This window comes from Nocardioides sp. TRM66260-LWL (genome assembly GCF_020075545.1).
Lineage (GTDB): Bacteria > Actinomycetota > Actinomycetes > Propionibacteriales > Nocardioidaceae > Nocardioides.
The window spans coordinates 1-25842 of sequence record NZ_JAIQZK010000014.1; the positions used below are offsets into that span (position 1 = coordinate 1).

Annotated in this window: 39 protein-coding genes; all 39 read left to right on the forward strand. The window is 71.3% G+C overall.

The annotated features are described in order from the left end of the window. Nucleotides 1-27 precede the first annotated feature (27 nt). Complete coding sequence (locus K8Z61_RS18390; protein ID WP_224131776.1) at nt 28-273, forward strand: hypothetical protein; 246 nt, start codon at nt 28-30, stop codon at nt 271-273. Next, on the forward strand, nt 270-1121 hold the full coding sequence (locus K8Z61_RS18395; protein WP_224131778.1) for a ParB/RepB/Spo0J family partition protein: 852 nt from the start codon (nt 270-272) through the stop codon (nt 1119-1121). Before K8Z61_RS18390 ends, K8Z61_RS18395 begins: the two co-directional genes overlap by 4 nt. Next, nucleotides 1118-1777 (forward strand): hypothetical protein, encoded by a 660-nt coding sequence (locus K8Z61_RS18400; protein ID WP_224131780.1) that lies wholly within the window; start codon nt 1118-1120, stop codon nt 1775-1777. The genes K8Z61_RS18395 and K8Z61_RS18400 overlap by 4 nt, the downstream gene beginning before the upstream one ends. Next, nucleotides 1774-2331: a hypothetical protein gene (locus K8Z61_RS18405; protein WP_224131782.1), complete on the forward strand. Its 558-nt coding sequence runs from the start codon at nt 1774-1776 to the stop codon at nt 2329-2331. Before K8Z61_RS18400 ends, K8Z61_RS18405 begins: the two co-directional genes overlap by 4 nt. Next, nucleotides 2328-2546 carry a hypothetical protein gene (locus K8Z61_RS18410; RefSeq protein ID WP_224131785.1) on the forward strand — a complete coding sequence of 73 codons (219 nt, stop codon included), beginning with the start codon at nt 2328-2330 and terminating at the stop codon, nt 2544-2546. The genes K8Z61_RS18405 and K8Z61_RS18410 overlap by 4 nt, the downstream gene beginning before the upstream one ends. Nucleotides 2547-2698: 152 nt before the next feature. After that, nucleotides 2699-3118: a hypothetical protein gene (locus tag K8Z61_RS18415; protein ID WP_224131787.1), complete on the forward strand. Its 420-nt coding sequence runs from the start codon at nt 2699-2701 to the stop codon at nt 3116-3118. Continuing rightward, complete coding sequence (locus tag K8Z61_RS18420; RefSeq protein WP_224131789.1) at nt 3115-3933, forward strand: HNH endonuclease; 819 nt, start codon at nt 3115-3117, stop codon at nt 3931-3933. Before K8Z61_RS18415 ends, K8Z61_RS18420 begins: the two co-directional genes overlap by 4 nt. Continuing rightward, nucleotides 3933-4883: a hypothetical protein gene (locus K8Z61_RS18425; RefSeq protein WP_224131791.1), complete on the forward strand. Its 951-nt coding sequence runs from the start codon at nt 3933-3935 to the stop codon at nt 4881-4883. Before K8Z61_RS18420 ends, K8Z61_RS18425 begins: the two co-directional genes overlap by 1 nt. Beyond that, a complete protein-coding gene (locus K8Z61_RS18430; RefSeq protein ID WP_224131793.1) occupies nt 4880-5227 on the forward strand; it encodes a VRR-NUC domain-containing protein in 348 nt (115 codons plus the stop codon). The genes K8Z61_RS18425 and K8Z61_RS18430 overlap by 4 nt, the downstream gene beginning before the upstream one ends. Next, complete coding sequence (locus tag K8Z61_RS18435; RefSeq protein ID WP_224131795.1) at nt 5227-5421, forward strand: hypothetical protein; 195 nt, start codon at nt 5227-5229, stop codon at nt 5419-5421. The genes K8Z61_RS18430 and K8Z61_RS18435 overlap by 1 nt, the downstream gene beginning before the upstream one ends. Next, on the forward strand, nt 5418-5687 hold the full coding sequence (locus tag K8Z61_RS18440; RefSeq protein ID WP_224131797.1) for a hypothetical protein: 270 nt from the start codon (nt 5418-5420) through the stop codon (nt 5685-5687). The genes K8Z61_RS18435 and K8Z61_RS18440 overlap by 4 nt, the downstream gene beginning before the upstream one ends. A 163-nt stretch (nt 5688-5850) precedes the next feature. Further along, complete coding sequence (locus tag K8Z61_RS18445; protein WP_224131798.1) at nt 5851-6066, forward strand: hypothetical protein; 216 nt, start codon at nt 5851-5853, stop codon at nt 6064-6066. Continuing rightward, on the forward strand, nt 6063-6362 hold the full coding sequence (locus K8Z61_RS18450) for a hypothetical protein (protein WP_224131800.1): 300 nt from the start codon (nt 6063-6065) through the stop codon (nt 6360-6362). The genes K8Z61_RS18445 and K8Z61_RS18450 overlap by 4 nt, the downstream gene beginning before the upstream one ends. Then, a complete protein-coding gene (locus K8Z61_RS18455) occupies nt 6359-6580 on the forward strand; it encodes a hypothetical protein (protein WP_224131801.1) in 222 nt (73 codons plus the stop codon). Before K8Z61_RS18450 ends, K8Z61_RS18455 begins: the two co-directional genes overlap by 4 nt. After that, nucleotides 6577-7779, forward strand: coding sequence for a MerR family transcriptional regulator (locus K8Z61_RS19465; RefSeq protein WP_224131803.1), 1203 nt, complete (start codon nt 6577-6579; stop codon nt 7777-7779). Before K8Z61_RS18455 ends, K8Z61_RS19465 begins: the two co-directional genes overlap by 4 nt. Next, entirely contained in the window at nt 7776-8018 is a 243-nt protein-coding gene (locus K8Z61_RS18465; protein ID WP_224131805.1) for a hypothetical protein, read from the forward strand. The genes K8Z61_RS19465 and K8Z61_RS18465 overlap by 4 nt, the downstream gene beginning before the upstream one ends. A 151-nt stretch (nt 8019-8169) precedes the next feature. Beyond that, nucleotides 8170-8322 carry a hypothetical protein gene (locus K8Z61_RS18470; RefSeq protein ID WP_224131807.1) on the forward strand — a complete coding sequence of 51 codons (153 nt, stop codon included), beginning with the start codon at nt 8170-8172 and terminating at the stop codon, nt 8320-8322. A gap of 87 nt (nt 8323-8409) precedes the next feature. After that, nucleotides 8410-8718, forward strand: a complete 309-nt coding sequence (locus K8Z61_RS18475) for a hypothetical protein (protein ID WP_224131809.1) — start codon at nt 8410-8412, stop codon at nt 8716-8718. Nucleotides 8719-8941: 223 nt separating this feature from the next. Further along, nucleotides 8942-9310 carry a hypothetical protein gene (locus tag K8Z61_RS18480; RefSeq protein ID WP_224131811.1) on the forward strand — a complete coding sequence of 123 codons (369 nt, stop codon included), beginning with the start codon at nt 8942-8944 and terminating at the stop codon, nt 9308-9310. Nucleotides 9311-9332: 22 nt separating this feature from the next. Next, on the forward strand, nt 9333-10883 hold the full coding sequence (locus tag K8Z61_RS18485; RefSeq protein ID WP_224131813.1) for a hypothetical protein: 1551 nt from the start codon (nt 9333-9335) through the stop codon (nt 10881-10883). 209 nt (nt 10884-11092) lie between these two features. Beyond that, nucleotides 11093-12190, forward strand: coding sequence for a DUF935 family protein (locus K8Z61_RS18490; RefSeq protein WP_224131815.1), 1098 nt, complete (start codon nt 11093-11095; stop codon nt 12188-12190). A 14-nt stretch (nt 12191-12204) separates the two neighbouring features. Further along, the gene (locus K8Z61_RS18495; RefSeq protein ID WP_224131816.1) at nt 12205-13542 is read left to right on the forward strand and encodes a head maturation protease, ClpP-related; all 1338 of its coding nucleotides are present in this window, start codon (nt 12205-12207) and stop codon (nt 13540-13542) included. Nucleotide 13543: 1 nt separating this feature from the next. Further along, entirely contained in the window at nt 13544-13993 is a 450-nt protein-coding gene (locus K8Z61_RS18500) for a hypothetical protein (RefSeq protein ID WP_224131817.1), read from the forward strand. A 13-nt stretch (nt 13994-14006) separates the two neighbouring features. After that, on the forward strand, nt 14007-14942 hold the full coding sequence (locus K8Z61_RS18505; protein WP_224131818.1) for a hypothetical protein: 936 nt from the start codon (nt 14007-14009) through the stop codon (nt 14940-14942). Continuing rightward, nucleotides 14939-15331 carry a hypothetical protein gene (locus tag K8Z61_RS18510; RefSeq protein WP_224131819.1) on the forward strand — a complete coding sequence of 131 codons (393 nt, stop codon included), beginning with the start codon at nt 14939-14941 and terminating at the stop codon, nt 15329-15331. The genes K8Z61_RS18505 and K8Z61_RS18510 overlap by 4 nt, the downstream gene beginning before the upstream one ends. Continuing rightward, on the forward strand, nt 15331-15552 hold the full coding sequence (locus K8Z61_RS18515) for a hypothetical protein (protein WP_224131821.1): 222 nt from the start codon (nt 15331-15333) through the stop codon (nt 15550-15552). The genes K8Z61_RS18510 and K8Z61_RS18515 overlap by 1 nt, the downstream gene beginning before the upstream one ends. A 3-nt stretch (nt 15553-15555) precedes the next feature. Beyond that, nucleotides 15556-16017: a hypothetical protein gene (locus K8Z61_RS18520; protein WP_224131822.1), complete on the forward strand. Its 462-nt coding sequence runs from the start codon at nt 15556-15558 to the stop codon at nt 16015-16017. Next, on the forward strand, nt 16011-16430 hold the full coding sequence (locus K8Z61_RS18525; RefSeq protein WP_224131823.1) for a hypothetical protein: 420 nt from the start codon (nt 16011-16013) through the stop codon (nt 16428-16430). The genes K8Z61_RS18520 and K8Z61_RS18525 overlap by 7 nt, the downstream gene beginning before the upstream one ends. Then, entirely contained in the window at nt 16427-17017 is a 591-nt protein-coding gene (locus K8Z61_RS18530) for a hypothetical protein (protein WP_224131824.1), read from the forward strand. Before K8Z61_RS18525 ends, K8Z61_RS18530 begins: the two co-directional genes overlap by 4 nt. A gap of 9 nt (nt 17018-17026) precedes the next feature. Continuing rightward, nucleotides 17027-18145 carry a hypothetical protein gene (locus K8Z61_RS18535; protein WP_224131825.1) on the forward strand — a complete coding sequence of 373 codons (1119 nt, stop codon included), beginning with the start codon at nt 17027-17029 and terminating at the stop codon, nt 18143-18145. Beyond that, nucleotides 18142-18561 carry a hypothetical protein gene (locus tag K8Z61_RS18540; protein WP_224131826.1) on the forward strand — a complete coding sequence of 140 codons (420 nt, stop codon included), beginning with the start codon at nt 18142-18144 and terminating at the stop codon, nt 18559-18561. Before K8Z61_RS18535 ends, K8Z61_RS18540 begins: the two co-directional genes overlap by 4 nt. Next, nucleotides 18561-19019 (forward strand): hypothetical protein, encoded by a 459-nt coding sequence (locus tag K8Z61_RS18545; protein WP_224131828.1) that lies wholly within the window; start codon nt 18561-18563, stop codon nt 19017-19019. The genes K8Z61_RS18540 and K8Z61_RS18545 overlap by 1 nt, the downstream gene beginning before the upstream one ends. 150 nt (nt 19020-19169) lie before the next feature. Beyond that, the gene (locus K8Z61_RS18550; protein WP_224131830.1) at nt 19170-21026 is read left to right on the forward strand and encodes a hypothetical protein; all 1857 of its coding nucleotides are present in this window, start codon (nt 19170-19172) and stop codon (nt 21024-21026) included. Nucleotides 21027-21121: 95 nt separating this feature from the next. Next, nucleotides 21122-21484, forward strand: a complete 363-nt coding sequence (locus tag K8Z61_RS18555; RefSeq protein ID WP_224131833.1) for a hypothetical protein — start codon at nt 21122-21124, stop codon at nt 21482-21484. 4 nt (nt 21485-21488) lie between these two features. Then, complete coding sequence (locus K8Z61_RS18560) at nt 21489-22787, forward strand: C40 family peptidase (RefSeq protein WP_224131835.1); 1299 nt, start codon at nt 21489-21491, stop codon at nt 22785-22787. A 15-nt stretch (nt 22788-22802) separates the two neighbouring features. Continuing rightward, the gene (locus K8Z61_RS18565; RefSeq protein ID WP_224131836.1) at nt 22803-23411 is read left to right on the forward strand and encodes a hypothetical protein; all 609 of its coding nucleotides are present in this window, start codon (nt 22803-22805) and stop codon (nt 23409-23411) included. A gap of 8 nt (nt 23412-23419) precedes the next feature. After that, the gene (locus tag K8Z61_RS18570; protein WP_224131838.1) at nt 23420-23929 is read left to right on the forward strand and encodes a hypothetical protein; all 510 of its coding nucleotides are present in this window, start codon (nt 23420-23422) and stop codon (nt 23927-23929) included. A gap of 95 nt (nt 23930-24024) precedes the next feature. Beyond that, on the forward strand, nt 24025-24153 hold the full coding sequence (locus tag K8Z61_RS19170) for a hypothetical protein (RefSeq protein ID WP_263431347.1): 129 nt from the start codon (nt 24025-24027) through the stop codon (nt 24151-24153). Beyond that, nucleotides 24153-25835: a hypothetical protein gene (locus tag K8Z61_RS18575; protein WP_224131840.1), complete on the forward strand. Its 1683-nt coding sequence runs from the start codon at nt 24153-24155 to the stop codon at nt 25833-25835. The genes K8Z61_RS19170 and K8Z61_RS18575 overlap by 1 nt, the downstream gene beginning before the upstream one ends. The last annotated feature ends 7 nt before the right edge of the window (nt 25836-25842 follow it).

Consider the following 25842-nt stretch of genomic DNA (forward strand, 5'->3'; position numbering starts at 1 on the left):
TACCCATCGTGCTCTCGTCTCACTTCCATGCTCAGAGGATCAACTAACTCCTCTGCCACGAAGTCTGACGCGCGACAGCCCCACGAGCACCCCGACTACATCGCCGACGCCATCGACCACGAGCGCGCCCACGGCATCCGCACCACCACCGCCATGCTCGGCCGCGGCGCCCCCGGCGTCGCGCACCTCCTCATCGCCGCCTCCGTGCACCGCCAGGCCCGCCTCGCCGGCGTCCACGTCCCCCTCCTCGCCCTCCTCGAGGAGACCCGATGACCACCGCACCCGTCACCGCGACCCCCGCCGACGTCGCCCCGGCCCGCCCCGCCGACCACCCCGACAACGTCACCGCGCTCACCGGCATGGCCGCGATCCCCGTCGCCCAGGTCCGGCCCTCGCCGAACAACATCCGCGAGAACCTCACCGGCATCGACGAGCTCGCCCTCTCGATCCGCGAGAACGGCCTCATCCAGCCCCTCGTCGTGCAGCGCATCCCCGGCGAACCCGGCTTCCAGATCGTCGCCGGCCACCGCCGCTACGCCGCGATCCTCCGCCTCGACTGGCCCAAGGTCCCCTGCATCATCCGCCGCGACATGCTCCCCGACGAGGAGCTCCTCGCGATGCTCGTCGAGAACGGCCAGCGCGCCGGCCTCGACCCCATCGAAGAGGCCCGCGCCCTCAAGCGCCTCAAGGCCACCGGCCTGTCCGACGCCGAGGTCGGCCGGAAGGTCGGCCGCAACCAGGCCTACGTCTCCAACCGGCTCGTCCTGCTCGCCCTGCCCGTCGAGGAGCAGGAGCAGCTCCGCGCCGGCGGCATCACCGTCGGCGCCGCCACCGAGGCCGCCCGCATCGAGTCCGGCCGCACCCGCCCCGGCGCGAAGGGCAAGAAGTCCTCGCAGCACTTCTCCCTCCACCACGCGCTCGGCACCCGCGCCCGCGCGCGCTGCCAGCGCCTCGGCCACAAGGCCAAGGGCGCCGCCTCCGTCGGCGGCATCGCCTGCGGCGAGTGCTGGGAGTCCGTCGTCCGCGCCGACGAGCGCCAGCACCTCCACGACGTCTCCGCCGCCCAGGACAAGTGCGTCCTCTGCGGCGTCGAGCACGACCCCGATGGAGGTGACGCATGACCTACCGCAACCGCCCGCTCTCCGACCGGACCTGGATCAACCCGACCGGCCGCCAGGCCTCGACCTTCAAGGCGCCGTGGCTGGACACGGTCAGCCTGCTGGAGACCGAGGTCGACAGGCTCAACGGCAGCGACCTGGTCATCGAGCTCGACATCACCGAGGCCGACCTCAAGCTGAACGGCGAGATCCGCGCCAACGCCCGGCCGGCCAGCGACGCCGTCGTGGTCGCCTTCGACACCGCCAAGCACGGACCGATGCTCTACCGCTGCGACCGGTGGACCGCCGGCTGGCGGATCCAGGGCTGGCAGGCCAACGTCCGTGCGATCGCGCTGACCCTGCTGTCCCTGCGCGCCGTGGACCGATACGGCGCCACCGAGACCGGCCAGCAGTACACCGGCTTCAAGGCCTTGCCCGCCGGCAGCGGCACGCCCGCCAGCCACATGACCCGCGAGCAGGCGCTCGAGGTCTTCGGCCAACACGGCCGCGCTCCGTCGCTGGCGCCCATCCCCGGCGAGCGCGTTAACACCGACCCCGAGGTGCTCCGCAGCATGCACCGCCGGGCGCGCCGCGTGGCGCACCCCGACCTCCACGACGGCGACCGCACGCTGTGGGACCAGGTCGAGCAGGCCGCCAAGGTCCTAGGGGTCGACCGATGACCCCGGAGCAGTTCGACCTCGTCAACCGGGCGACGGCGCCGTGGCTGACGCTCTGGCTGATCGGCGACTTCCCCGGCGGCCGGGCGCATGCCGTGCAGTCGCTCGCGGGCGGCACGTGGCGGCTCGGCGAGCGGACCGGGCAGTACGCCACCGACGGGAACGGCATGCGGGCGTGGCTCTACGACGACGGCCGCGACGACCCCGCGGTCACCGTCACCTGGGCCGAGGTCGGCCGGTGGGTGGCCACGCTGTCCGAGGCGAACCGGGCCGAAGCCCGACGACTCCGCGCCGCCGGCCAGCAGCTGCAGATCGACTACCCGAACACCTACGCGTCGCTGGGACACCCGCTCGCGTGGGACGTCCCCGGCTCCACCCCTGAGGAGCACGAGCGCGACCGGCAGCTGCTCCGCGAGCACGCCGAGCGGCGCGCCGTGCTCGTCGCCGAGTGGAACACCCGCTCGCACAATCACCACGGCGACGTGCGGGCGTTCCTCGACGCGCTCCGACCGGTCGCCGAGCAGGACCTGCTCGATCTGCTGGAGGCTGCCCGGTGACCGACTCCCTCGCGCTCGACCTCGACCTGCCGCCGCAGACCTCGTGGCGGATCGGCCGGGCCCGGACCCGTCACATCCCGCGCGTCCTGATCCGTGCCGGCGCCGTCGAGGTCGAGACCCGCTGCGGCCTGGCGTTCGACCAGGACACCTGGCAGCACGTCCAGCTCGCCGCCGACTGCCCAGCCTGCATCGAGCACCTCGGAGCGATCGCGTGACCGCCGGACGGAAGGTGCCGCAGCTCGTGCAGCACCCCCACGCAGGCTCGCCGTCGCCTCCTCGAGGAGCTCGACGCGCGCCTCTCCGACCGCGGCTGCCGTCCCCTGTGGACCGTCGGCCACGCCCTTGACGCCCATGCCCGGGAGAACGCATGAGCACCTTCCCGCGGTTCATCAACGTCGTGCCGAACCACCGCACCCGCGCGGTGGCTACGCGCATGGTCCGGCTCGCCGAGGAACGCAACGGCGCGGACGCCGTCCTCGAGTGCATCGCCGACGTGGACCCCCAGCAGATCCCCGCCCTGATCGCCGTGCTGCTGACGTCCACCAAGGTCCACAAGAAGACCGGACGCCCGCCCATGCCGATCCAGTTCGACCACGCCGACCGGCTCCGCGGCTACCGGCAGTACCGGCAGGGCAGCCGCACCGAGTTCGCCGTCGCCGCATACCGCGAGTACCAGCGCATCAACCGCCGCAAGCAGCGGCAGCGCGACGGCACCCGCGCACCGAAATCTGTCGCCGGATCTCGCGACACTGCGCTCACGTCCAACCCGACAGGAGCCAGCACATGACCGCCCGCACCACCATCTCCAAGCGCCTTCGGTTCGCCGTCCTGACCCGCGAAAACTTCACGTGCCACTACTGCGGCGCCAGCAAGGACGACGGCGTGAAGCTCACCGTCGACCACGTCATCCCCGTCGCGCTCGGCGGCTCCGACGAGCCGTCCAACCTGGTTTCAGCGTGCGAGCCCTGCAACAGCGGCAAGACCTCCACGGCACCCACCGAGGGCACTGTCGCCGCCGTCAACGCCGCCGCCATCACCTGGGCGACCGCAATGCAGATCGCGGCCCAGGAGGCCGCGCAGGCTCGCGCCGCCCTCGACGGCCAGATCGACCACTGGCACACCGCCTGGAACGCCTGGGGCCGCACGTGGAATGACGGCACCAGGGAGCACGTCCCGCTGCCCGACGGCTGGCGCAACAGCATCAGCGCCCTGCTCGAGGCGGGGGCAGACCTGGACGCCCTCGTCGGTTTCATCCGGGTCGCGATGACGTCCAAGGCCGCCAAGACCGCAGACGACGCCATCTTCAAGTACTTCTGCGGCTGCGGATGGAAGCACGTCAAGAGTCTCCAAGCTCGAGCGCTGCAGCTGCTTGACGCAGACGCCGTGGTCGATCAGGCCCTCGACCTCGACCAGGACCACATCAGCGACTCCATCCGAGAGGCGTACTGGGCCGGCCACCGCAGCGGCTACGCCGCTGGCCACGAGGACGGCTGGGAGAGCGGCATCGCCGCCGGCAAGGCCTCCGCGGACACCCGCCGTCAGACCAATGACGAGCCCCTGTCGCTCGCACAGATCATCCAGCCACCACCCAAGGACGAGTGATGCCGCGAATCCGCTCCGTCAAGCCCGAGTACTGGGCCGACTTCACCACCGCCCGCCTCTCCCGTGACGCCCGCCTGCTCTACATCGCGCTGTGGAACTTCGCCGACGAGCACGCCCGCATGGCCGGAGACCCGCGCTTCGTCAAGGGCCAGGCCTTCCCCTACGACGACGACCTCTCGCCCGAGGCAGTCGACTGCCTCCTCGACGAGCTGCACGACTCCGGCAACATCGTCCGCTACGTCGCTGCAGGCGCCCCGTACATCCACATCCCCAGCCTCCACCGCCACCAGCGCCTCGAGCCCGGGAAGGTGCCATCCCGGCACCCCGAGCCCCCGTTCCCGCCACCCCCGGGAGGCGGCACGGACTCATCCGCGCCGCGCGCAGACGAGTCTGCGCCGAACTCCGACTCGCAGCCTGTGGATAACCCCTCCGGTGGCACCTCAACCGAATCACCGCAGGTCAGAGGGCAACAGCAGATCCGCGCAGACAAGTCCGCGCCCGGCGCGGATGAGTCGTCGCTTCTTTATGCAGCAGGGAGCAGGGAGCAGGGAGCAGGTTGCATGGAGCAGGCTGCAGCAGCAGCCGACCGCGAAACGCTTCCCGACGAACTCGCGATCCTCAGATCGAAGCTGAACACCCGCAAGCTGGTCGTCCGCTGGGATCGCCTGAGCGCCGACCAGATCGACGAGATCCGCGCTCTCGTCGCCCTGCATGGAGACGGCCCCCTCGTGAAGACCGCCATCCAGGCGTTCCAGCCGAACAACCCGCCCGTCTTCGCCCAGGCCTGGCTCGAGAACTGGCGCGCCCTCCCCGCGCCCGGAGACCACCTCGCCGCACTCGACGACCCCTGCCCACAGCCCGGCCACTCCGGCACCACCCGTCACTGCCCCCAGTGCGCCGCCGACGCCCTCGCCGACGACACCACCCCCCGCAAGCGAGCACGCCGATGACCCGCCCCCTCGAGCACGTCGTCATGCCCCTCCCCGACGACATCAGCGAAGCCATGTTCCAGCGGCACCTCCTCCAGCTCGCCGCCTGGCACGGCCTCCTCAGCTACCACACCCACGACTCCCGCCGCTCCCAGCCCGGATTCCCCGACTGCGTCCTCCTCGGCCCCGCCGGCGTCATCTACGCCGAGCTCAAGACCACCAAGGGCCGCGTCACCCCCGAGCAACGCGAGTGGCTCGACCGCCTCACCGCCGCCGGCCAGACCGCCTACCTCTGGCGCCCCACCGACTGGCCCGAGATCAACCTCATCCTCCGCGACCTCGCACACCCCAAGGAGACCTGCTGATGGACGGCCCCAGCCACTACACCGCCGCCGAGCAACTCCTCGCCCGGCACACCATGGGCGAGGAGCCCCGACCGGACCTCGTCGCCCGTGCCCAGGTCCACGCCACCCTCGCGCACGCCGCCGCCGTCATCGAGGCCGCCCGCGCCCGGCTCGTCGACGACCTCGCCCCCGCCTGGCGGGAGACCCTGCGATGACCGAGCAGACCACTGACACCGACCGGCAGCTCGTCGGGCTGCGGCGGGCGCTCGTGGACACGCAGCGGGACCTGCTGACTGCCCGCGACGAGGTCGAGGCGTCCCACGAGGCGATGCGGCAGATCGCCGCGCAGCGCGACGAGGCCCGCGCCGCACTGGCGCGAGTGGAGTCGCTGGCCGAGGGCCGACGACTTCGACGTCGAGGTCGCGCTCGGCGGCGGCAACTACGTCAGGGCGATCCTCCGCGCCGCTCTGGCGGGAGGTGACGGCTCATGATCCACATCGTCACGAGACGTGCGGGTCTGATCGTTCTCGCAGCCACCGTCGACGACAGCCACAACATCACCCAGGGGTGGGGCTTCACGGCACGGGCCGCTGAGCGCCGCGTCTTGCGAGCCCTAGAGCGCCGCTACGCGGCCCTGGCGGGACGTGACGACCGTGGGTGAGCGCGGCCAGCAGATGCGCGAGTACGAGGTCTGGTCCACCTACAAGGTGACCGGGGTGGCCTACGTCCGCGCACGCAGCGCCAAGGAGGCGATCGAGAAGGCGCTCAACGCGGACGCTCACGGCGTTGAGACCATCTACGGCGAGCCGCACAGCGAGACCAAGATGCGCGCCCGCCGCCTCCTCGGCGGTGACACATGACCCCCGAGGAGCGGGTCGCCCGCGTGACGAGGATCGAGCACCCCATCATCGGCACCGACAACCCTCTGCAGGGCACAACCCAGGCGATCCCCGAGGCGCTAGTGCTGTGCCTCTCCTGCGGATGGATGCCGTGCGGCGAGTACGGGGACCATCTCGCCGCCGAGGTCGTCAAGGCGCTCGGGCTGCGGGAGGAGCGGCGGGAGAGCGGATGCGCGTACCGCTCATGTCGAGGAGCGCGGTGCGTGCATGTCGGTGGCGTCCGGCTCGTCACCGACTGGCGGGAGGTCGAGTCGTGATCCGCCGCCCCGCACCCGTGTTCGTGTTCCGGTTCCCCGCCCCCACCCCGTGGTTCTACGGCTGCCTGCCCTGCCACACCGCCGGCGGCGCGTTCACGGCCTGCGGCGCGTTCACGACCTGGCGCGCCGCCTATGACGCCGGCCACACCCACGCCCAGCACTGCCCCAACCGCATCGACCAGCACGTCCGCCACCACGCACCCCGGGAGACCGCGTGACCGACACCCGCTGCCGCTACAACGGCGACGACCAGCCCCGCACCCTGGTCGGCCGCCACCTCGACACCTGCACCGACCACGACACCACCAGACCCGCCGCCGGCGGCTGCCCGGGCTGCCAGCCCTGCCCCGAGGGCCACTGCCAGATCGACCGGTGCACCGAGCACGTCACCGTCGACGGCCGCGGCACCGACCTCACCTGCCCGTCCTGCCTCGCCGCCACCCGGGCAGCGATCCGCCGCATCCGTGACCTCACCAAGCTCATGCCCACCGCAGCCCTCGAACGCGGCACCCTCAACAGCACCGCCATCCTCCACGCCGCCCCCGCCGCCGACTACGAAGCCTGGTCACACCACCACGCCTCCATGACCGCCGGACGCCTCTGCCGCTGCCGCCACCGCGGCCAGACCTGCCCCACCCAGCTCCCCACCATCGAAGGCCCCACCTGCGGCCTCCCCGCCATCCCACCCGGCCAGTTCATCCCCACCACCCGCCGCCACCACTACTGCACCCACGACACCTGCAACCGCCGCCGAGGCCTCTACTGCCCCGACCTCCTCGCCTGGATCACCGACTGCCGCGACGAACTCCACCCCACCTACGTCCTCGGCACCTGGGACTTCCTCGTCCGCGACCACTACGGCCACACCCTCGACCTCGTCGGCCCCCTCGACCCCCACGGCCACCCCATCGACACCCGCACCTTCACCCTCGACGACACCGCCACCTACCTCGACCAGCGCCTCACCGCCCTCGCCCACGACCCCGACTTCGACTTCAACCAGCTCCACACCGAGACCACCCGCTGCGCCACCCACCTCGAAGACGTCCTCGCCGTCACCCCCCACCACCAGAAAGGCGCCACCTGCCCCGCCTGCGAACGCACCGCGCTCGAACGGCACCACGGCACCGGCGACGACGAAGACACCTGGGACTGCCCCCGCTGCGGCTGGCAGCTCACCGACACCGAACACCTCGGCCACCTCCGAGGCATCCACGCCGAGACCGCACCCGTCATGACCGCCGCCGAACTCGAGGAGATCCACGGCATCCCCGCCGGCCGCATCCGCGTCTGGGCCCACCGCGGACACATCCGCCGCCTCCACAAGAACGACGCAGGTCACCGGCTCTACGACGTCGCCGACGTCCTCGCGCACCACCACGACACCCACCCGACCGACCAGGAGCAGACCGCATGACCGACGTCCCGAACATCGCAGACCGGCGCGCCGCGAAGGCAGTCGAGGAGACCACCAGCGAGTTCCTGCTGTGCGCGGCATGCGGATCTGCGTGGTTCACCGTCCAGGCCGTCACCCTCCATCGAACAGGACCCGTTAACTGCTACGCAGCACCAGTCGCTTGCCGAGAGTGCGGGACCGTCGCGATCTCGGGCGCGGACCTGCCGAAGCCGATCGAACTCGCCCCCGACAGGCCCTGACGCCTGCCGCGTCTAGCCGCGCCTCGTGTGATGGCGAGTTGCTCGCCCATCGGCTCACCTGCTGATACGGTGTAACGGAAGGTGCCGGACGAATGTCCCCGGCGCCTTCAGTGCTTCCCGGCCCATCCACCCCCGCACACCGGGAGGCACGATGGCCCGCTTCATCGTCATCCGCGACGACGCCGGACCCGCGGACATCTACGCCGCCATCACCGCGCTCCGCGAGAAGCAGAAGCGCGCATGCATCCCCTCCACCCGCGACGAGATCCAGACCGACATCGACGAGCTCCTCGACCTGCTGTGAGGTGACCCCGATGCGCGCACGCCTCCACGCCACGCTCGGCGCGCTCCTCTGGCGGATCATGCTCGGCCGAGCCGACCGGCGACCCCGATGACCACCCGCACCGCCACCGGCCGCGAGCTCAAGGACCCCCGCGACTCCGCCGCCTGGCGCCGACTCCGCGACCAGGTCATCCGCGAAGAGCCCACCTGCCGCCTCGCGTTCCCCAGCATCTGCACCGGCCTCTCTGAGACCGCCGACCACATCGAGCCGTTCACCGCCGCGCCCCATCTCGCCATGGAGCGCAGCAACCACCGCGGCACCTGCCACGCCTGCAACCGCGCCCGCTCGAGCACACCCGACGCCGCCCTCAACCTCACCCCCTCGAAGCGCCCACCCGCACTGTCAATCTTCGATTGACCTGCGGAAACGCTTGACACGACGCGTGCGAGCGCACTCACGGGGGGCCTCCGAAAAATCCAGGCCGCCGCTACTAGCCAGCCACGTCTGCGGTCCTCTATCTCCCTCCCGGGGCCTGGTGTCCGACATCGCGCGGCCCTCCCGCTCCGCTACGTCAACGCTGTGTCCGCGATATGGTCGCCTGGGGGTCGTCGTGCAGGGCTTGTGTCAGTGCTGCGGCGGGGTGTTCGAGGCGCGCCGGCGTGACGCGAAGTTCTGCTCGGACAACTGCCGGAAGCGGGCGCGCCGGAAGTCGGAGGTCGCGGTCAGCGAGCATCCGCCGGTGACGGGTCTGGTCGAGGTGGTGCGGCAGGAGCTGCGCCGCGCCGGCAAGGAGCTGACGCCGGCTGGGCAGCAGGCGCTGATCGTGGCGGACCGGATGACGGTGCCGCAGGAGACGGGGTCTTCGATCTCGGCGCTGTCGAAGGAGTTGACCGCGCTGCTCGCGCTCGCTGTCGGGAAGGCCGCGGCGCCGGCCTCGACGACGGACGAGGTGAAGGCGAAGCGTGACGAGAAGAGGACGCGAGCCCAAGCGCGCTCGTCGGCTCGTTGAGCCGACCTGGCTGAGTCACCCGGTGTACCTCGAGACGTTCGGGCCTGAGGTCTGCGACGTCGGGGTTGAGGCCGGGTTCGTGCCGGACCCGGAGCAGGAGCTGTTCCTGGATCTGCTGTTCGCGATCGGCCCGGACGGGAAGTCGGTGTCGTTCGAGAACGGGCTGATCGGTCCGCGGCAGAACTTGAAGACGGGCACGATCAAGCTGGCCGAGCTCGGCTGGCTGTTCGTGACCGAGGAGCCGCTGATCATCCACTCGGCGCATGAGTTGGACATGACGGAGTCTGCGTTCAACGACCTGCGCGAGCTGATCGAGAACGCCCCGGATCTGGCGCGGCACCTGGACCGGACGATCGGGAACGTCGATACCCCGGGCATCAAGACGGGCAACGGCAAGGCCTCGATCTTCATCCGCACCGCTAAAGGTCAGCGTCTTCAGATCAAGTACAAGGCGCGGACCCGCACGGGTGGCCGTGGTCTGACGGGCAACAAGCTGGTGCTCGACGAGGCGTTCGCGTTGACGCCGGCGATGGTCGGGTCGGTGTACCCGACGCTGTCGGCGGTGCCGGACCCTCAGGTGCTGCTGGCTTCGTCGGCGGGGCTGCTCGAGTCGTCGTTCCTGCGGTCGGTGCGTGACCGGGGCCGGGCCGGCGGTGATCCGCGGCTGCTGTGGATGGAGTACGCGGACGACGTCGCGAAGTACGGGCGCTGTCGGCTGCCGAACTGCGATCACGCGAAGCCGCCGAACAGCCCGCCCGGGTGCGCGCTCGACGACGAGACGCGGTGGGCGCGGTTCATGACCGCGCTCGGCCGTCGCATCACGCCGCAGACGATCCGGGACATGAGGCGGTCCATGCCGGTGGCGGAGTTCGCGCGCGAGTTCATGGTCTGGTGGGAGGACCCACCGGAGGGCGACGACGCTGGGGTGCTGGACCTGCAGGCGTGGGGTCGACTCCGTGACCCGGAGGTTGTCGCGCCGTCGCGGGTCGTGGCCACGGTCGCGGTCGCCGCGGACCGGTCGAGAGCTTCGGTCGCGCTCGCGGGCGCCGGCCCGGCCGGGAAGACGCTGGTGCTGACGCGCACCGGCGCTGGGACGGCGTGGGTGGTGCCGGCGCTGATGCGGATCCGCGCGAAGGGCGTGGAGGTCGCTGAGGTGTCGCTGCGCGAGGCGACTCAGGCGGCCGTGCTGAAGCCAGCGTTGAAGGCCGCGCGGATGGAGTACCACCCGCTGACGGCGACCGAAGAGGGCCAGGCGTGCGCGACGTTCGTGAACGCCGTGAACGTCGACGGGTCGATCGTGCATGTCGGTGCTGATGCCGGCGAGGACGCTGAGGCGTTGACGCGGGCGATGCGGAACTCGACGACGCGGTTCGTGTCGCAGGTCGAGCAGTGGGATCTGCGGGATCCGGCGGTCGACATCTGCCCGGTGGTCGCGGCCTCGGCCGCGGTGTACCGGTGGCAGGTTGCGCCGCCGCCGCCCCCTCCGCCGTCTCCGGTCGGCGTGCCCGTCGAGTCGGTCCGGGATCAGTACGACGGCATGGGCTTCCCGGCCGTCGATGACCTGCAGTTCTAGTCGCTCAAGAGAGGGGTGGCCCGATGTCGACCATGCCTCTGGACCCTGCCGCTGCGCCGATGTCGGCGCCGCAGCGTGAGCTCGGCTACGCCACCGAGACTCCCGCCGAGTGGTGGTCGTCGCTGGCCGAGGAGCGCGTGCCCGCGTTGCGCTGGCCGGACGCCTACGACGTCTTCGACGAGATGATGGACAACCCGCAGGTCTCCTCGGTGCTGTCCGCGGTGATCATGCCCATTCTGAGGACCGGTTGGCGCCTCGACGGCACCGACTGCAACCCGGACGTCACGCGTCACATCGCGAACGACCTAGGGCTGCCGGTCATCGGTGAGGGCGACCGCGGCGGATCCGACGGCGTGGAGGACAGGTTCTCCTGGGGCGAGCATCTGCGCACCGCGCTGCCCGAGTACTGCGGCTACGGACACTCGATCTACGAGCCGACCGCCTACTGGAACGACCTCGACGGACGCTGGCACCTGCGAAAGGTCGGCTACCGGCCGCCGCGCACGATCACGAAGTTCAACGTCGCAAGCGACGGCGGGCTGATCTCGATCGAGCAGCGGCCACCCGCCGCCGGGGTCATCGACTCCCTGACAGCGAGCAAGACTCGTGCCCTCAGCGCCGATCGGCTCCTGGTCTACAGCCGGTGGCGCAAGGGCGGGCGGTGGCGCGGTCGGTCGATGCTGCGCGCGGCCTACGAGCCGTGGCTGCTGCGTGCTCGAGCAGTCCGCGTCGAGATGATCCTGGCCGAGCGCACCGGCTCGCCGGTGCCCGTCTACGAGGCCAGTCCGAACGAGACCGACCTCGCCAGCGGACGGGCACTCGCGAGCAGCATCCGCAGCGGACAGACCGCCGGCGCAGCCGTGCCGAACGGCGCGAAGCTGCGGCTCCTCGGCTACGAAGGCCAGCTCCCCGACATCGACAAGCCGAAGCGCTACAACGACGAGCAGATCGCGCGCGCCGTTCTCGCACACTTCTTGAACCTCGGCACGCAGACCGGGTCATGGGCGCTGGGATCGACGTTCGCTGACTTCTTCACCCTCAGCCTGCAGGCCACCGCCGACGAGATCGCTGAGACGTTCACCCGGCATCTGATCCGCAAGGCAGTGCGGTGGAACTGGCCGGCTGAGCGGATCCCGCGGCTGGTTCCCGACGAGATCGGGTCCCGACAGGAAGCCGTCGTCACCGCTGTCGCGCAACTCGTCCGTGACGGCGTGCTCAAGCCCGACGAGGACCTCGAGCGGTTCGTGCGCACCTCACTGGGGCTGCCGGCGCGCTCGTCGTCGACACCACCTCCGACCACCGCCTAGAAGGAGGCCGTCACGTGGGAGAGAAGAAGCATCGACGCCTCCGGACAGCGACTGCGCTCAAGGCGGACGCAGGCCTGCTGTCCGGAGCGCAGTCGCGCACTGCCGCAGTCGCTGCCGCCGCCGAACAGCCCGCAGCGGAGACCGGCTCCGTCGGCGAGCTGTGGCTCTACGGTCCCGTGGGCGGCTGGTGGCGTGGATTCGACGCCGAGAGCGTGGCGCACGCGCTGCGAGGCATGGACGTCGAGACGATCAACGTCCGCATCCACTCGCCTGGCGGTCTGGCGTCGGACGGGATCGCGATCGCCAACCTCCTGCGCAACCACAAGGCGAAGATCCGAACCGTCGTCGACGGGATCGCCGCCTCAGCTGCGTCGGTGATCGCGATCGCCGGCGATGAGGTCGTCATGTGCCCCGGATCGCAGCTGATGATCCACGACGCCGCCGTCGGCACCTGGGGCAACGCCGCCCAGTTGCGGCGCGACGCGGACTGGATCGACGGCCAGTCGCAGAACTACGCCGGCGTCTACGCCCTCAAGGCGGGCGGGACCGTCGATGAGTGGCGGCAGAAGATGACCGCCAACGAGGGCGACGGCACCTGGTACTCGGCCGACGAAGCCGTCACCGCCGGCCTGGCCGACCGCGTCGGCGTCGTGACCGCCGCCGGCTCGCCGCCCGCGGACTCCGAGGCCGACACCGTCCCCGACGACGAAGAGGTCCTCGCTCGTCTCGAGCACGACCTGGTGCTGCTGGAGCAGCACGTCGCACCGTCCGCGCTCGCCGCATGGCAGGGCCAGCGGGCTTCCAAGCCCCCGACCGCGTCCGCGGGCGGGTCAACCACCACAGAAGGAGGCTCTGCCGTGGCGTTCAGCACCGAGCAGATCACCAACCTGCGGGACATCCTCGAGCTCCCCGCGGACGCGGACGAGGCGGCCATCGTCGACGCCGTCCAGGCCGTCGTTCAGGAGAACCTCGAGGAGCACCCGCCCACCGGCGACGCGCCGGCCGCCACCGCCGCGGTGCCCCCGGGCCACGTGGTCATCCCGGCCGCCAAGCTCGCCGACCTCGAGGCCGGCGCCAAGGCCGGCACCGCCGCGGCCAAGGCGCTGCACGACAAGGAGCGCGCCGCGTTCCTCGACGCGAACCGCAACAAGTTCCTCGCGGCCAACCGGTCCGCCTGGGAGGACGAGTACGACCGCGACCCGGCCGCGGCTCGCGCGCACTTCGCGTCCGCGCCGGTGCTGATCCCTGACGCCGAGCTCGGCCACGAGGTCGACGCCGACGCCGACGAGGACGGGCGCGACGTGCTCGCCACCGTCACCGAGTCCACCACCTACAAGAACTGGGAGTTCTGAGATGGCCTCCGTTCCGATCGTCACCAAGACCGGGCCCAAGACGTTCGTCCCGGCGTCCGGCCAGACCATCCTCGGCGGCCAGCTCGTTGCCGCCACCACCGGCGGCCGAGTCATCGTCGCCGGCGCCGCCTCGCCCAAGGTGCTCGGCGTCGCCGTCACCGACGGCATCGCCCCCGAGCAGCAGACCACCCAGGCTGTCGTCTCCGGCACGGTCTCCACCCTCGACGCCGCCCAGGCCCGGCCCTACGTGTCGGTCGCCTACAACGGCGCCGAGGTCCAGGTCACCTTCGCCGCCGACGCCGCGTTCGGTGACCGCCTCAAGTCCGCGGCCAACGGCGCGGTCACCCCGATGGCCAACACCGACGACCCGCGCCTGGAGGTCGGTGTCTGCACCGAGCCCGCCGGCGTCGTCGTCGCCACCAACCCCGTCGGCCTCGTCCGCGTGAAGTGAGAGAGAGACCCTGATGCCCAAGTCCATCGTCTCCCCGGACGACTCCAACAAGACCACCGTCAAGGACCTCATCGGCTCGCCGATGATGATCCCCGCCCGGGTCCTGTCCGTCCTGCAGCTCGCGTTCCTGTCCGGTGCGCTGCTCCGCAACGCCGGACCCAACGCCAACGGCCTGGTCTCCTACGAGGAGTCCACCCCGCTGTTCCTCGACGGCGATCCGGAGCTCGTCGGCGAGTTCGCCGAGATCCCCGTGCGCGCCGGCCAGAAGGGCCTCCCGCGGATCGCGCAGTCCACCCCGCAGGGCCTGGGCGTGCGTGTGTCCAAGCGGATGCGCGACATGAACGCCATCGGCGAGGTCAACCGTCAGATCACGCAGCTGACCAACACGATGATCCGCGCCGACGAGCGGGCCCTGCGCCAGCTCTTCAACAACCCGGCCATCCCGACCATCGCGGCTGGCGCGGCGTGGGACACCTCCAACGGTCGCCCGCACAAGGACATCGCCAACGCCCAGGAGGTCGTCGCGTCCGCCAAGCCGGCCGGCACCACCGACGCCGACGCGAACTTCGGGTTCGAGGCCGACACCATCGTGATGCCGGGCTCGATCATCCCGATCCTGATCGGCAACGACTCGTTCGCCGCGGTGTACAACCGCGACCAGCTGGTCGCCGAGGACATCCGGTACACCGGCAAGCTCCCGCAGAAGGTGCTCGGCCTCGACGGCCTGAAGTCCCGCACCTTCGCCAGCGACCGCGTCCTGGTCGTCGAGCGCGGCACCGTCGGCTTCTACTCCGACTTCCAGCCCCTCGAGGTCACCGAGCTCTACCCCGAGGGCAACGGCCCCAACGGTGGCCCGACGCAGTCGTGGCGGTCGGACGCGACCCGCGAGCGCGTCTCCGGCGTCGACCAGCCGCTCGCGGCCTGCTGGATCACGGGCATCCGGTCGTGAGCGCCGGCTACGAGGTCGTCGCGCTCTTCTGGGAGCAGATCACGTCGAAGCCGGGTCAGCCGCTGGAGTACGTCCGCCACCGCCGCGGCACCGTCGTCCACATCGACGACGCCGCGGAGGTGCAGCGGCTCGTCAATGCCGGCGCGATCCGCAACGCGAGCTCCGGCCAGGACTCGCCCCAGCCCGGACACGGCGACGTCTCGACCACGCTCAAGGACGAGAACGAGCAGGGCAAGCCGGCCACGGCCGACGAGCTCCTCGCCGACGTCGGCGACGACCCCGAGAAGGCCGCCGCGGTCCTCGAGGTCGAGAAGGCCTCCGACAAGCCGCGATCCACGCTGATCGCCAAGCTGGAGAAGGTCATCGAGAAGGCGGCCGCGGAGTCCTGATGGGCTACGTCGTCAAGCCCGGCCAGGACGTCTGGGTCCGGTTCCCCGGGGACCGTGCTGTCCGCCTCCACGGCGGCGACACGGTCCCCGAGGGACTGCCCGAGGCGCAGTACGAGCGGCTCGACCGGGCCGGGCTCATCGAGCTCGCCAGCACGGTGACGGAGGCCGAGAAGCCGAAGCCGCGCCGGTCGCGGACCAAGGACACCGCCAGCGAGGAGTAGGCCATGACGCATCCCACCGGCCTCGCGGCCCTGGTCGACCGTGACCAGGTCCAGGCCCGCCTCTCCGAGCGTGCCCCGCGCGCGTTCGAGGCGGAGGTCGGTGAGGGTGTCGACCTCGTCGACGTCGTCATCGCCGGGGTGTGCGCCGAGGTCACCGCTGTCGCCGGCAGCGGGATCGCCGAGCGGCCCGGCCCGAAGCTGGACCTCGCGGTCCTCACCGCGGTGTACGGCGCCGCGATGGAGATCGAGGCCGACCTGTACCCCGAGCAGGGACGCGTGACGTACCTGCGGGAGCGGTACGAGGCGATGCTCGACCGGCTGAAGAACTACGTCGACCCGGCCGACGACGGCAACAGCGACGGGGTGCCCTCACCCATCGGGAACTTCCCCGCACCCATGCTCGGCCTGGAGGAAGTCATCCCCGTCGTGAATCAGCCCTACGGCTGGGACGGCACGCCGTGGTGACGTCGCTGCACACCTTCGGGGGCGGCGAGCGGCTGCTCGAGCAGATCGAGCGGCGTCTGCGGTCCCGCGACGGTGTCCTCGACGTCGTCTCCGACTCCGCGCGCGACTACGGGCGCGAGGTGTTCGCGACCGACGGGTTCGGGCAGTGGCCCGCCGACAGCCTCCACACCGTGGACCTCAAGGGCGGCTCCCGGGTGCTCGTCGACTCCGGGCGGCTGATGGCCGACATCACCGGTGCCCCGCAGGTCGAGGGCGAGTCCGTCGTCGTCGGCACCGACCTGCCCTACGCGAAGTTCCTGCAGGCCGGCGCTAACGGTGCGCCTCGCCGCAACCCCACCCCGGACCCCGGCCGGCAGCGCGTCGCCGCGGTCGCCGAGCGGCTCCTCGATCATCTCGTGGACGGTGCCGTGTGACCGGCCGCCGCAACGGGCTGTTCCTCACCGCCGACGACGTGTGCGCCGCGGTCGAGGCCGCGATGGTGCGGCACGTCCCCCGAGTGATCGGCGCCGCCGCGCTCGACGAGTACGACCCGCCAGCGACGTGGCGGCAGACCCCCACCATCGAGGCGCTCCGCGAGGCGCGCCGCGAGTTCCCCGCCGGCGCGATCGTGTCCACCGGCCCCGTCGGGGACCCCAAGCAGCAGCCGACCGGGTACGACGCGACGTTCCGCGTCGAGGTCGGCGTGTTCGACCGCGGCACCGACTGGAACGACACCGCGACCCGGATACGCACTTGGGCCGGGATCATCCGTGCCGCCGCACACGTCGACCGCACCCTCGGTGGGATCGCGGCCGGCGTGACGTGGGTCGGCGAGACCTACCGCCGGTTCCCCGACCCGCAGGTCGCCCGCACCCTCGGAGGCTGCGCCGTCGAGCTCGACGTCTACGTCGAGGACGTCCTCACGCTCGCGCAGCTGCCCGACCCCGACACCGGCGAGTACCCGCCCGGGCACGTCGTCACCCGCACGACCCACACCGTCACGTCCCGCCCGCTCACCTAGGAGAGACCCGTGTCCCGTCCTCAGATCATCGTGAACGTGGATGCCGCGCTCCAGCGCCGCGGCACCCCCACGGACACCGGCACCACCTTCCTGGTGTACGCCGGCGCGTCCGGTCCCTCCGTCCCGACGGTGTGCCTGTCCGCGCAGGACGCCCTGAACGCGTCGGTGCCCCAGGCGCAGGCCGACTGGGTCGGCGACGCGCTGTCCCAGGGCGCCCCGAAGGTCGTCGTGCTGCGTGCCGCCGCGGTGTCGCCGGCGTCGGTCACCGAGGCCGAGTGGACCACCGCGCTGGCCAAGCTGTCCGCCGACTACGGGCCCGGGCAGGTCGTCATCCCCGGCGTCTCCGGCACCCCGGTGTACAACGCGCTCCTCGCGCACGCGGCCGCGTTCCGCCGGTGCGTGCTGCTCGACGGCGCCGTCAACGCGACCGCGTCCGCGCTCACGACCGCTGCCGCGGCCCTGTCGGGCGCCAACGGGTCGGAGTTCGCCACGATCATCGGGTCGTGGGTGAACATGCCCGCCACCGGCGGCGGTACCCGCCAGACCCCCGGTTCGGTCCTCGCCGCCGGCATCGCCGCGCGCGGTGACGCCGCGAACGGCCACGCCAACCAGGCCCCGATCTTCGACCAGGGCCGCGGCGCCGGTGTCGTCGCCCGCGGTGTCTCGACGACGGCGACGTTCACGAACGCCGAGCTCGACTCGCTCCACGACGCCGGCGTCTCGGTAATCCGCACCATCCGCGGGGTCCCGACCCTGGCCGGGTGGGCGTCGATCACCGCCGAGGACGCGTTCCGGCAGCTGAACTGGGGCCGCTTCACGATGCAGCTCGCCTACGGCATCGGGTCGCTGATGGAGGCCTACCTCGGCCGCCAGATCGACGGCCGCGGGCTGCTGTTCGCCGAGGCGTCGGCCGCCCTGTCCGGGTACCTGCTGCCGTTCTACGCCGCGAACGCGCTGTTCGGGGAGACCTCCGCGGACGCGTTCGACGTCGACGTCGCCGGCGTCACCACCCAGGCCGACATCGTCGCCGGCGTCCTCAACGCCGCCGTCGAGGTGTCGCTGTCCCCGCACACCGAGCGGGTCACCATCTCCGTCGTCACCAACGTCGCCCAGGGGGTCGCGGCATGAGCACGCAGCAGCAGTGGCAGATCACCGGCACGATCCGGCCCTACGTCGGGGCGCCGATCCCGCTCGGCGTGTTCGAGACCAAGTCCGGCGGCGACCCGTCGTGGCCGGTCGAGAAGCACCGCGAGGGCGGCATGGGCAAGGAGGTCGCCTTCACCGGCCTCCCGACGTTCTCCGACCTCACGATCGGTCGCCGGTTCGACCGGGTCCGCGACGCCGAGCTGTACCGGCGGATCGTCGGTCTGCGTGGCGCGGACGCCTCGATCAGCGCGCAGCCGCTGGACCCGAACGGCGCCCCGCAGGGCCGGCCGTACACGTTCACCGGCAAGCTGATGGGCGCCACCGACCCCGAGGTCGACACGGCGTCGACGTCGGTGTCGATGTACCAGCTGATGTTCTCGATCACGGACCGCGCCTGATGACGTCGCTGGACGCCGCGCCGGGCTCGATGCTCGAGGACCTCCGCGCCCGGCGCGCGAAGGCCGTCGAGCGGCTGCACCTCGACCGGCCCGTTCCTGGGCTGAAGCCGCTCACCGTGCGGTTCCGGCCCCTCACCGTCATCGAGCTCGCCCGAATCGGCAAGACCTACGAGGGGTCGACCGACCCGGACGCCAACACGAACCACGACGCGACCGTGCTGGCGACCAGCTGTGTGGCTGTCTGGGACCGCATCGACGACCGGCCGCCGCCGGCGGACGCTCCCACGTTTAGCAGTGGCTTGGCCGAGAGGCTCGGGCTCGAGCCCGATGCGTCCGCAACCGTCGTCGTGAGGTCGCTCTACCTGACCGATGGCGACGTGATCTCCGCGGCCGCTCGGGTCCAGCGCTGGTCCGGGTTCTCGATCGACGAGGTCGACCGGGACGCCCAGGGAAACTGACCGGCGACCCCGCCATCCACCTGGCGGCGGTCGCGTTCAACCTCGGCTACAGCGACCCCCTGAGGCTGCTCGCGCTCCCACCCGACGACGCCACGATCCTCGCCGCGATCCTCGAGAAGGCCGCGGCACTCCGCACGGAGGGAGACGGTCATGGCTGAGGAGAAAGTCGGTTTGCGGTTCGTCGTCGATGGCCGCCAGCAGGCCTCGTCGGCATTCCGGTCGGTCCGCTCGGACCTGCTGAGCGTCAAGAACGCCGCCATCGGCACCGGCGCCGCGGTCGCGGGAGTCGGGTTCGCCCTCAAGGGCGCCTTCGAGGAAGCCCGCGAGTCCGAGCGGGTCGGGAAGGTCACCGAGAACCGGCTGCGCTCCACCGCGTGGGCCGCACGAACGACCTCCACCGAGATCGGGAACCTCGCCAACGCGATCTCCCTGAAGACCGGCATCGACGACGAGGCCATCCAGTCAAGCGCGAACATGCTGCTGATGTTCACCAAGGTCCGCAACGAGCAGGGCCGCGGCAACGACATCTTCAACCGCGCTACCCAGGCCATCACCGACTACGCCGCCGCCATGGGCAACGGGAAGGCCAACGCCGACCTCGACCTCACCTCCGCCGCACGCGCCGTCGGCAAGGCCCTCAACGACCCGATCAAGGGCACCAACGCCCTCGCGAAGGCCGGCGTCGGCTTCACGAAGGCCGAGAAGGACAAGATCAAGGCCCTCGTCACCTCCGGCCACGAGCTCGACGCCCAGCGGTTGCTGCTCGACAAGCTGAAGAAGTCCCAGGGCGGCACCGCCGAGGCCAACGCCACCCTCACCGACAAGATGTCCACCGCCTGGGCCAACATCAACGAGCAGCTAGGCCTCTCGCTCCTGCCGACCCTGGACCGGCTCGAGGGGAAGATCCTCAAGGACGGCGTCCCCGCCATCACCCACTACCTCGACGTCTTCGAGAAGCGTGGCATCCCCGCCATCGGCGACTTCGTGGATAAGGCCGAGCCCCTCGCCCGCGAACTGCTCCCGACCATCGGGACCGCGCTCGGGACCACCGCCGACGCCCTGAAGGTCGCAGCGCCCTACGCGCGCGACCTGGTCAACGCCTTCAACGACGCCCCTCAGTGGGTCAAGACCGGACTCGCGCTCGGAGCTGGCGGCGCATACCTGCGCTCGAAGCTCCCGCAGGACAAGAGCCCGATCTCCAAGGCGCTGTCCAAGTACGGCGGCGCGACACCGGTCTTCGTGGTGAACGAGGGCATGGGCGGCCTGCCGGATTCGGGGGGTGGTAGCCCCCGGCGACGCCGCGGTGCGCCTGGCAGGGCACGGACCCGGGGCAGCAAGGCGGGCGCTGGCGGAGCACTCGGTCTGTTCGCGGGATCGCTGCTGTTCGACAGCATCCTGACCAACCCCTACGTCGCCTTAGCGGCCCTGCTGAATGAGACCGCGACCGGATCTCAGGGGCCCGACCAGCAGCAGAGGTTCGGCAAGAAGCCGTTCCTGAGCCTCAAGGACTACTCCAAGCTGCGAGACGCTGGCGGCACTGGCAACTGGCTCAACACAGTGCTGTTCGAGCCCGCTCGTGTCGCCCAGGAGGCGATCGCCGCTCGCGCGCGCAAGGAGAACCTTCGCGACCTGTATTCAGGGACGATGACAGCTGCGAACGGCGTAGACCGGCTCGCTGCCTCTCTGGCGGTCGTCGATGGCACGAAGGTCGACATCGACACTGGGCCCGCCCGCGCGAGCATCCTCGCGCTGAATCGGGACCTGACGACGGCCCTGAACAGCCTCCTGTCGCCCCTCCTCGGTGGGAGCACGCCCGGCGCGCCGGGGCGTCGTCCCCCGCGGGTGCCGTCGGCGCCGCCGTCGAAGCCCCGCACGCCCCAGCCGTCCGGAGCCGGACGCACCAGCCGGGAGCAGATCAACCTGTCCGCGCAGCTCGTGCTCCCCGACGGCCGCGTCATCTCCGACCTGGTCGTCGGCGACCTGCGTGACCAGGAGGCCCGCCGGTGAGCATCCTCGTCACCCCCGCGGACGGTTCCGGCGCGATCCGGTTCCGGCAAGCCGGCCCCGGGCAGCGGTCCGGTGGTGTCGGAGGCTGGGAGCCCGTGCCCCGGGCCCGTCGGCTCGAGGCGATCGAGTGGACCGGCACCCCCGCGATGCAGTGGGTCGTCCCGCTGGTCGTCGGCAACGGCCGCGAGTCCGTCGAGACCGAGCTGTCCCGCCTCGAGCGGTGGGGGCGGCCGCGGTCGGTCGGCAAGGAGCCCACCAAGGTCCGCATCACCGGAGCCACCCCGTTCGGGAAGCAGATCACCTGGGTGATCGCGGACCTCGTGTTCGAGGACGACCAGCTGCTCATCCGCAACACCGCCGGCCGCCGCACCCAGCAGCAGGTGACCGTGACGTTCCGGCAGTACGTCGAGGCGTCCGTGGTCCGTGGCCCCGCGTCGAAGTCCAAGGCAGGCAGGTGACGACATGGCCGCCGTCGACCGCGACATCGCCTCCGGGGAGTACCGGATCAAGCGCGGCGACGGGAAGCCGTGGGTCGACCTGACCGACGCGATCACCGACCCGCCGACCCTGAACCTCACGATGGACGGCGCGTCGACGGTCACGGTGCCGGTCAACGACGCCGACCGGCGGCTCCTGCGCGACCGGTACCTCAAGGAGCGGTCGTGGCTTGACGTCGCCGGCCGCCGGTTCGAGCTCGTCCGGGTCTCGAAGCAGGGGTCCCGGGTGACGCTGACCTTCGAGGACGGGGTCGTCGGGGCGCTGCGCCGCAAGACCGCGCAGCTGTCCATCCCACCCGACACCCTGTCCCGTGCCGGTGTCGTCGGACGCCTCGCACGCGAGGCCGGGGTGGCGGTCGTCGTCGACGACTCCGACAGCGAGCGGGTCCACGCTCAGGTGTCGCGGTCAATGCACGGCGAGACCGAGAACTCCTGGGACCTCCTCGGCGACCTCGCCCAAGCCCGGAACTGGCGGCGGTTCTCCGACGGGAAGCGGCTGATCGTCGGCCCCGACTCGTGGCTGATGACCCGCGACCCGTCCCCGACCCGGCTCACCGAGCCCGTCGCCGGGGACCAGGGCAACCCGGTCGACTCCATCGACTTCGACCTCGACATCGGCAAGCCGATGGCCGAGGCGACCCTGTCGGTCGACGCGACCCGGTGGGCGCTGCCCGCGGGCTCGGTGGTGCTTCTCGACGACGCGATGGGCGCCGCGGCCGGGAAGTGGCTGGTGTGGTCGTTCACACGGCCCGTCACCCGGTCCCGCGCGACCGTGCTGCTGCGCCGATCCCAGCACCAGCTCGTCGAGCCGAAGGCCACCGGCGCCGGTGACCCGGGGTTCGACAACTACCTGCCCGGCCAGGCCGGCGACGCCGGGTCCCCGGGATCAGGTGCGCGGGAGCGGATGGTGCAGTTCGCGCTCGCCCAGTCCGGGAAGCCCTACGTGTGGGGCGCCTCCGGGCCGGGGTCGTTCGACTGCTCCGGGCTAGTGCAGGAAGCGACTCGCGCGGGCGGGAAGGTGCTGCCGAAGCCGTCGGCGGCGCAGGCCGCCCGCTGCTCGCAGGCCGGCCGTGGGATCAGCGTCGCCGAAGGGCTCCGCACCCGCGGAGCGCTGCTGTTCCGGATCGGGACCGGCGCCACGAACCACGTCGCGATCAGCCTCGGGAACGGGTCGACCGTCGAGGCCCGCGGCCGCGCCTATGGGTGCGGCGTGTTCGGCGGCGCCGCCTCACACGACTGGACCTCGTCCGCGCTCTGGATCTGACGAGAGGGGTTGACGGTGGCCGATTCGATCTCCCGGCTGCTGTCCGGCACCCCGCCGCGGCTCGACCGGCCCCCGGTCACCGGGCAGGTCGTGAAGGTCGACGACATCGGCTCCTGGGTCGCCCCGATCGGCACGATCGCCGACTCACCGATCGGACCCTGCCGAGGCCCGGCCACCGCAGTCGGCGATGTCGTCCTCCTCGTGTGGACCGACGACGGCCCCTGGGCTATCCCGCAGACCGCAGCCAGCACGGGGGGCGGCACGCCGGCGCGCGGCACCAGCAGCGAGGGGTTCACGGCCCCCGCTGGCGCCAACATCGCCGCCTACAGGGCCGTCTACATCGCCGCTGACGGCAACGCCTACCCCGCCTCATCGACGTCGACCACCACCGCTGGTCGTGTCGCAGGCATCGCTACCGCCGCCGCCCTCTCCGGCGAGACCGTCACGATCCGCGACGACGGCGACCTCACCATCCCCTCCCTCACACCGGGCCCGTACTGGCTCGGCACCAGCGGCGAGCTCACCACCAATCCCGCCACCGGGGTCGTGCAGCTGCGCCTCGGTCACGCCGCCACCACCACCCGGTTCGTCATCCGCATCGAGCCCGGCATCGCACACACCTAGGAGACGTCATGGCGAACTACCTCGCGCGCGGCACCGGCGCCCAGTCCCTCGTCGAGGTCCCCGGCCAGGCCACCTCAGCCGGTGCCGCCGACGCAGGGAAGATCCCCCAGCTCGACTCCACCGGCCGGCTGGACCAGTCCCTGATGCCCGTCGGTGTCACCCCCGACGTCTACACCTCCACCGCCTCCGGGGCCCTCTCGGCCGGCGACTGGTGCTACGTCAAGTCCGACGGCACCATCGCCCGCGCCACCGCCGCGGCCGGCACCCCCGTCCAGGCTGACGGGTTCGTCCTGTCGGCGTCCGCGAACGGCGCCGCGGCGACCCTGTTCTTCGAGGGCCGCAACACCGCGCTGTCGAGCCTGACGGTCGGCGCGCGCTACTACCTCTCCGACACCACCCCCGGCGGCGCCACCCCCACCCCGGTGACCGGCACCGGGAAGATCCACCAGTACCTCGGGAAGGCGATCACAGCCACCACGATCGCGTTCGAGGGCGACGACGCGATCCTGCTGGCCTGATGCCGGCCAACGTCGTCCGACGCGACCCCGCCACGGGTGCGCTCTCTGAGGTGTCCGTGGCGCTCCCGGCCGACGCGGCCGCCGGAGTCCCGCGCGTGATCGCGACCGGTTCGACCTACACCGCCGCCACGAACACCCAGGCCCACTACCTGCGCGCGCTCGCTGTGCGCGGCACCGGTCGCCTCGTCGGCCGCGGCACCGCACTGATCGGGGGGATCCGCTGATGGCCGAGCTCGAGCTCGACACCCAGTCCCAGGGAGTCACGCAGACCCCGGCTGCCGGCGCGGTCACCTTCTTCTTCGACTCCAGCGACAACGCGCCGTCGATCAAGAACCCGACCGGCGCGTTCACGAAGTTCGCCACCGCCGCCAGTATCGCGCCGATCAAGCAGGCGTTCTTCTTCGCCCGCGACTACGGCACCCTGACTGCCGGGCCGGCCACGGCGACCGTGGCGGCGGCCCAGGCGACCGCGAACCGGCAGGCCATCCAGGCGGCCGTCGACGCGGCGAAGGCTGCCGGCGGCGGGTACGCCGTGGTGCCAGGTGGGAACTACCACATCGACCAGACCATCACGATTGACTCGTCGTCGGTCGTGCTGATGGGGCTCGGCGCCTACGGCAACACCGACGCCGCCGGCGTCGCGCAGACCGCGTTCGGGTCGACCCTGTTCTGGAACAACACCGGCACTGGCGCGACCGTCGCGATGGTCGACGTCATCTCTCCGTCCGGCGCCTCGAACGCCGCCGTGAAGCGCTCAGGCATCAACGGCCTCAACCTCCAGTGCGCCGGCAACATCGGGGTCGGCGTGCGGGTCCGGTCGATCCACTGGGGCATCCTCGACGACGTCTACGTCATCAACCCGTCCTCCATCGGGTTCACCTTCGAGTGCCTGGTCACCGGCTCCACCCTCGGTGAGGCCGCCGACGTCACCAAGGGAGACTTCCGCAACCTCCGCGTGCGGCTCCTCGAGTCGCCCGCCACCGCCACCGGGTTCTCCCTCGACGGCGCATCGAACGCGAACACCTCGAACTGCACCTTCCAGAACATCGCCGTGTCCTGCGGGCTGCAGCAGATCGCGCTCGACTTCCGCAACAGCGACTCCAACCGGCTCTACGACGTCGCGATCAACCAGTCGAACAACGGCACCGTGCAACCCGTCCGGTTCCGTGGCGGCACGGCCAGCGGCCTCGAGGCGCGCGGCAACGTCATCCACATGATCTCCGCCGGAGGATCTTCCACCGGCACCCGCGGCGTCTACGTCGAGGGCACCGAGACCGCCGGCATCACCCAGCCATCCCGCGCGAACCGGATCTACGCCTACTCGGTGGAGAACGGCGAGCCCCTCCCGGTCCTCGGCACCGGCGCGACCCTCGTCTACGACATCACGGGCGCCCCGCAGTTCACCCGCCGGCCCCTCACCTTCAACGCCACCAGCGCCGCGACCGCCGAGACGATCGTCGCGCAGTGGAAAGTGCCCGCCGGGTTCTGGCAGAACGGCGTGATCCTGCCCATCGAGTTCACCTCGTTCGTCACCGCCGCCACTACCGCGGGCATCGCGACCTGGCGGGTCCGGTTCGGCACCGCAGGAACCATCGCCGGCGACACCGCCAATGTCTCCATCGCCCCCACCGCCACGATCGCGGCGAACACCCCGATCAGCTTCCTCAACGTCGCCGTCGGGTGCACCGCCTCAGCAGGCACCTCCGCGACGCTCTACATGGCCGGCGGGTTCCTCTACGGGTCCACCGCCGTGGGGCCCGCGGTCGCCGCCGGATCAGCCACCGCCGTCACCACCACCGTGAACCCGACGCAGGAGCTGTTCGTGACCCTGACGGTCACCCTCGCCGGCACAGGCACGTCGATGGCCAACCGGTTCGCCTCCCTCGGCAACCCGATCCTCCCCTGACCACTGG

Bases quoted from the DNA above. Each gene is read 5' to 3' on its own strand.
- K8Z61_RS18435 (WP_224131795.1), top strand. From the start codon at position 5,227: ATGGACGGCCCCAGCCACTACACCGCCGCCGAGCAACTCCTCGCCCGG.
- K8Z61_RS18575 (WP_224131840.1), top strand. From the start codon at position 24,153: ATGGCCGAGCTCGAGCTCGACACCCAGTCCCAGGGAGTCACGCAGACC.
- K8Z61_RS18395 (WP_224131778.1), top strand. From the start codon at position 270: ATGACCACCGCACCCGTCACCGCGACCCCCGCCGACGTCGCCCCGGCC.
- K8Z61_RS18440 (WP_224131797.1), top strand. From the start codon at position 5,418: ATGACCGAGCAGACCACTGACACCGACCGGCAGCTCGTCGGGCTGCGG.
- K8Z61_RS18465 (WP_224131805.1), top strand. From the start codon at position 7,776: ATGACCGACGTCCCGAACATCGCAGACCGGCGCGCCGCGAAGGCAGTC.
- K8Z61_RS18415 (WP_224131787.1), top strand. From the start codon at position 2,699: ATGAGCACCTTCCCGCGGTTCATCAACGTCGTGCCGAACCACCGCACC.
- K8Z61_RS18515 (WP_224131821.1), top strand. From the start codon at position 15,331: ATGGGCTACGTCGTCAAGCCCGGCCAGGACGTCTGGGTCCGGTTCCCC.
- K8Z61_RS18470 (WP_224131807.1), top strand. From the start codon at position 8,170: ATGGCCCGCTTCATCGTCATCCGCGACGACGCCGGACCCGCGGACATC.
- K8Z61_RS18405 (WP_224131782.1), top strand. From the start codon at position 1,774: ATGACCCCGGAGCAGTTCGACCTCGTCAACCGGGCGACGGCGCCGTGG.
- K8Z61_RS18500 (WP_224131817.1), top strand. From the start codon at position 13,544: ATGGCCTCCGTTCCGATCGTCACCAAGACCGGGCCCAAGACGTTCGTC.
- K8Z61_RS18430 (WP_224131793.1), top strand. From the start codon at position 4,880: ATGACCCGCCCCCTCGAGCACGTCGTCATGCCCCTCCCCGACGACATC.
- K8Z61_RS18570 (WP_224131838.1), top strand. From the start codon at position 23,420: ATGGCGAACTACCTCGCGCGCGGCACCGGCGCCCAGTCCCTCGTCGAG.
- K8Z61_RS18540 (WP_224131826.1), top strand. From the start codon at position 18,142: ATGAGCACGCAGCAGCAGTGGCAGATCACCGGCACGATCCGGCCCTAC.
- K8Z61_RS18505 (WP_224131818.1), top strand. From the start codon at position 14,007: ATGCCCAAGTCCATCGTCTCCCCGGACGACTCCAACAAGACCACCGTC.
- K8Z61_RS18425 (WP_224131791.1), top strand. From the start codon at position 3,933: ATGCCGCGAATCCGCTCCGTCAAGCCCGAGTACTGGGCCGACTTCACC.
- K8Z61_RS18560 (WP_224131835.1), top strand. From the start codon at position 21,489: ATGGCCGCCGTCGACCGCGACATCGCCTCCGGGGAGTACCGGATCAAG.
- K8Z61_RS18545 (WP_224131828.1), top strand. From the start codon at position 18,561: ATGACGTCGCTGGACGCCGCGCCGGGCTCGATGCTCGAGGACCTCCGC.
- K8Z61_RS18475 (WP_224131809.1), top strand. From the start codon at position 8,410: ATGACCACCCGCACCGCCACCGGCCGCGAGCTCAAGGACCCCCGCGAC.
- K8Z61_RS18550 (WP_224131830.1), top strand. From the start codon at position 19,170: ATGGCTGAGGAGAAAGTCGGTTTGCGGTTCGTCGTCGATGGCCGCCAG.
- K8Z61_RS18520 (WP_224131822.1), top strand. From the start codon at position 15,556: ATGACGCATCCCACCGGCCTCGCGGCCCTGGTCGACCGTGACCAGGTC.
- K8Z61_RS18420 (WP_224131789.1), top strand. From the start codon at position 3,115: ATGACCGCCCGCACCACCATCTCCAAGCGCCTTCGGTTCGCCGTCCTG.
- K8Z61_RS18390 (WP_224131776.1), top strand. From the start codon at position 28: ATGCTCAGAGGATCAACTAACTCCTCTGCCACGAAGTCTGACGCGCGA.
- K8Z61_RS18450 (WP_224131800.1), top strand. From the start codon at position 6,063: ATGACCCCCGAGGAGCGGGTCGCCCGCGTGACGAGGATCGAGCACCCC.
- K8Z61_RS18400 (WP_224131780.1), top strand. From the start codon at position 1,118: ATGACCTACCGCAACCGCCCGCTCTCCGACCGGACCTGGATCAACCCG.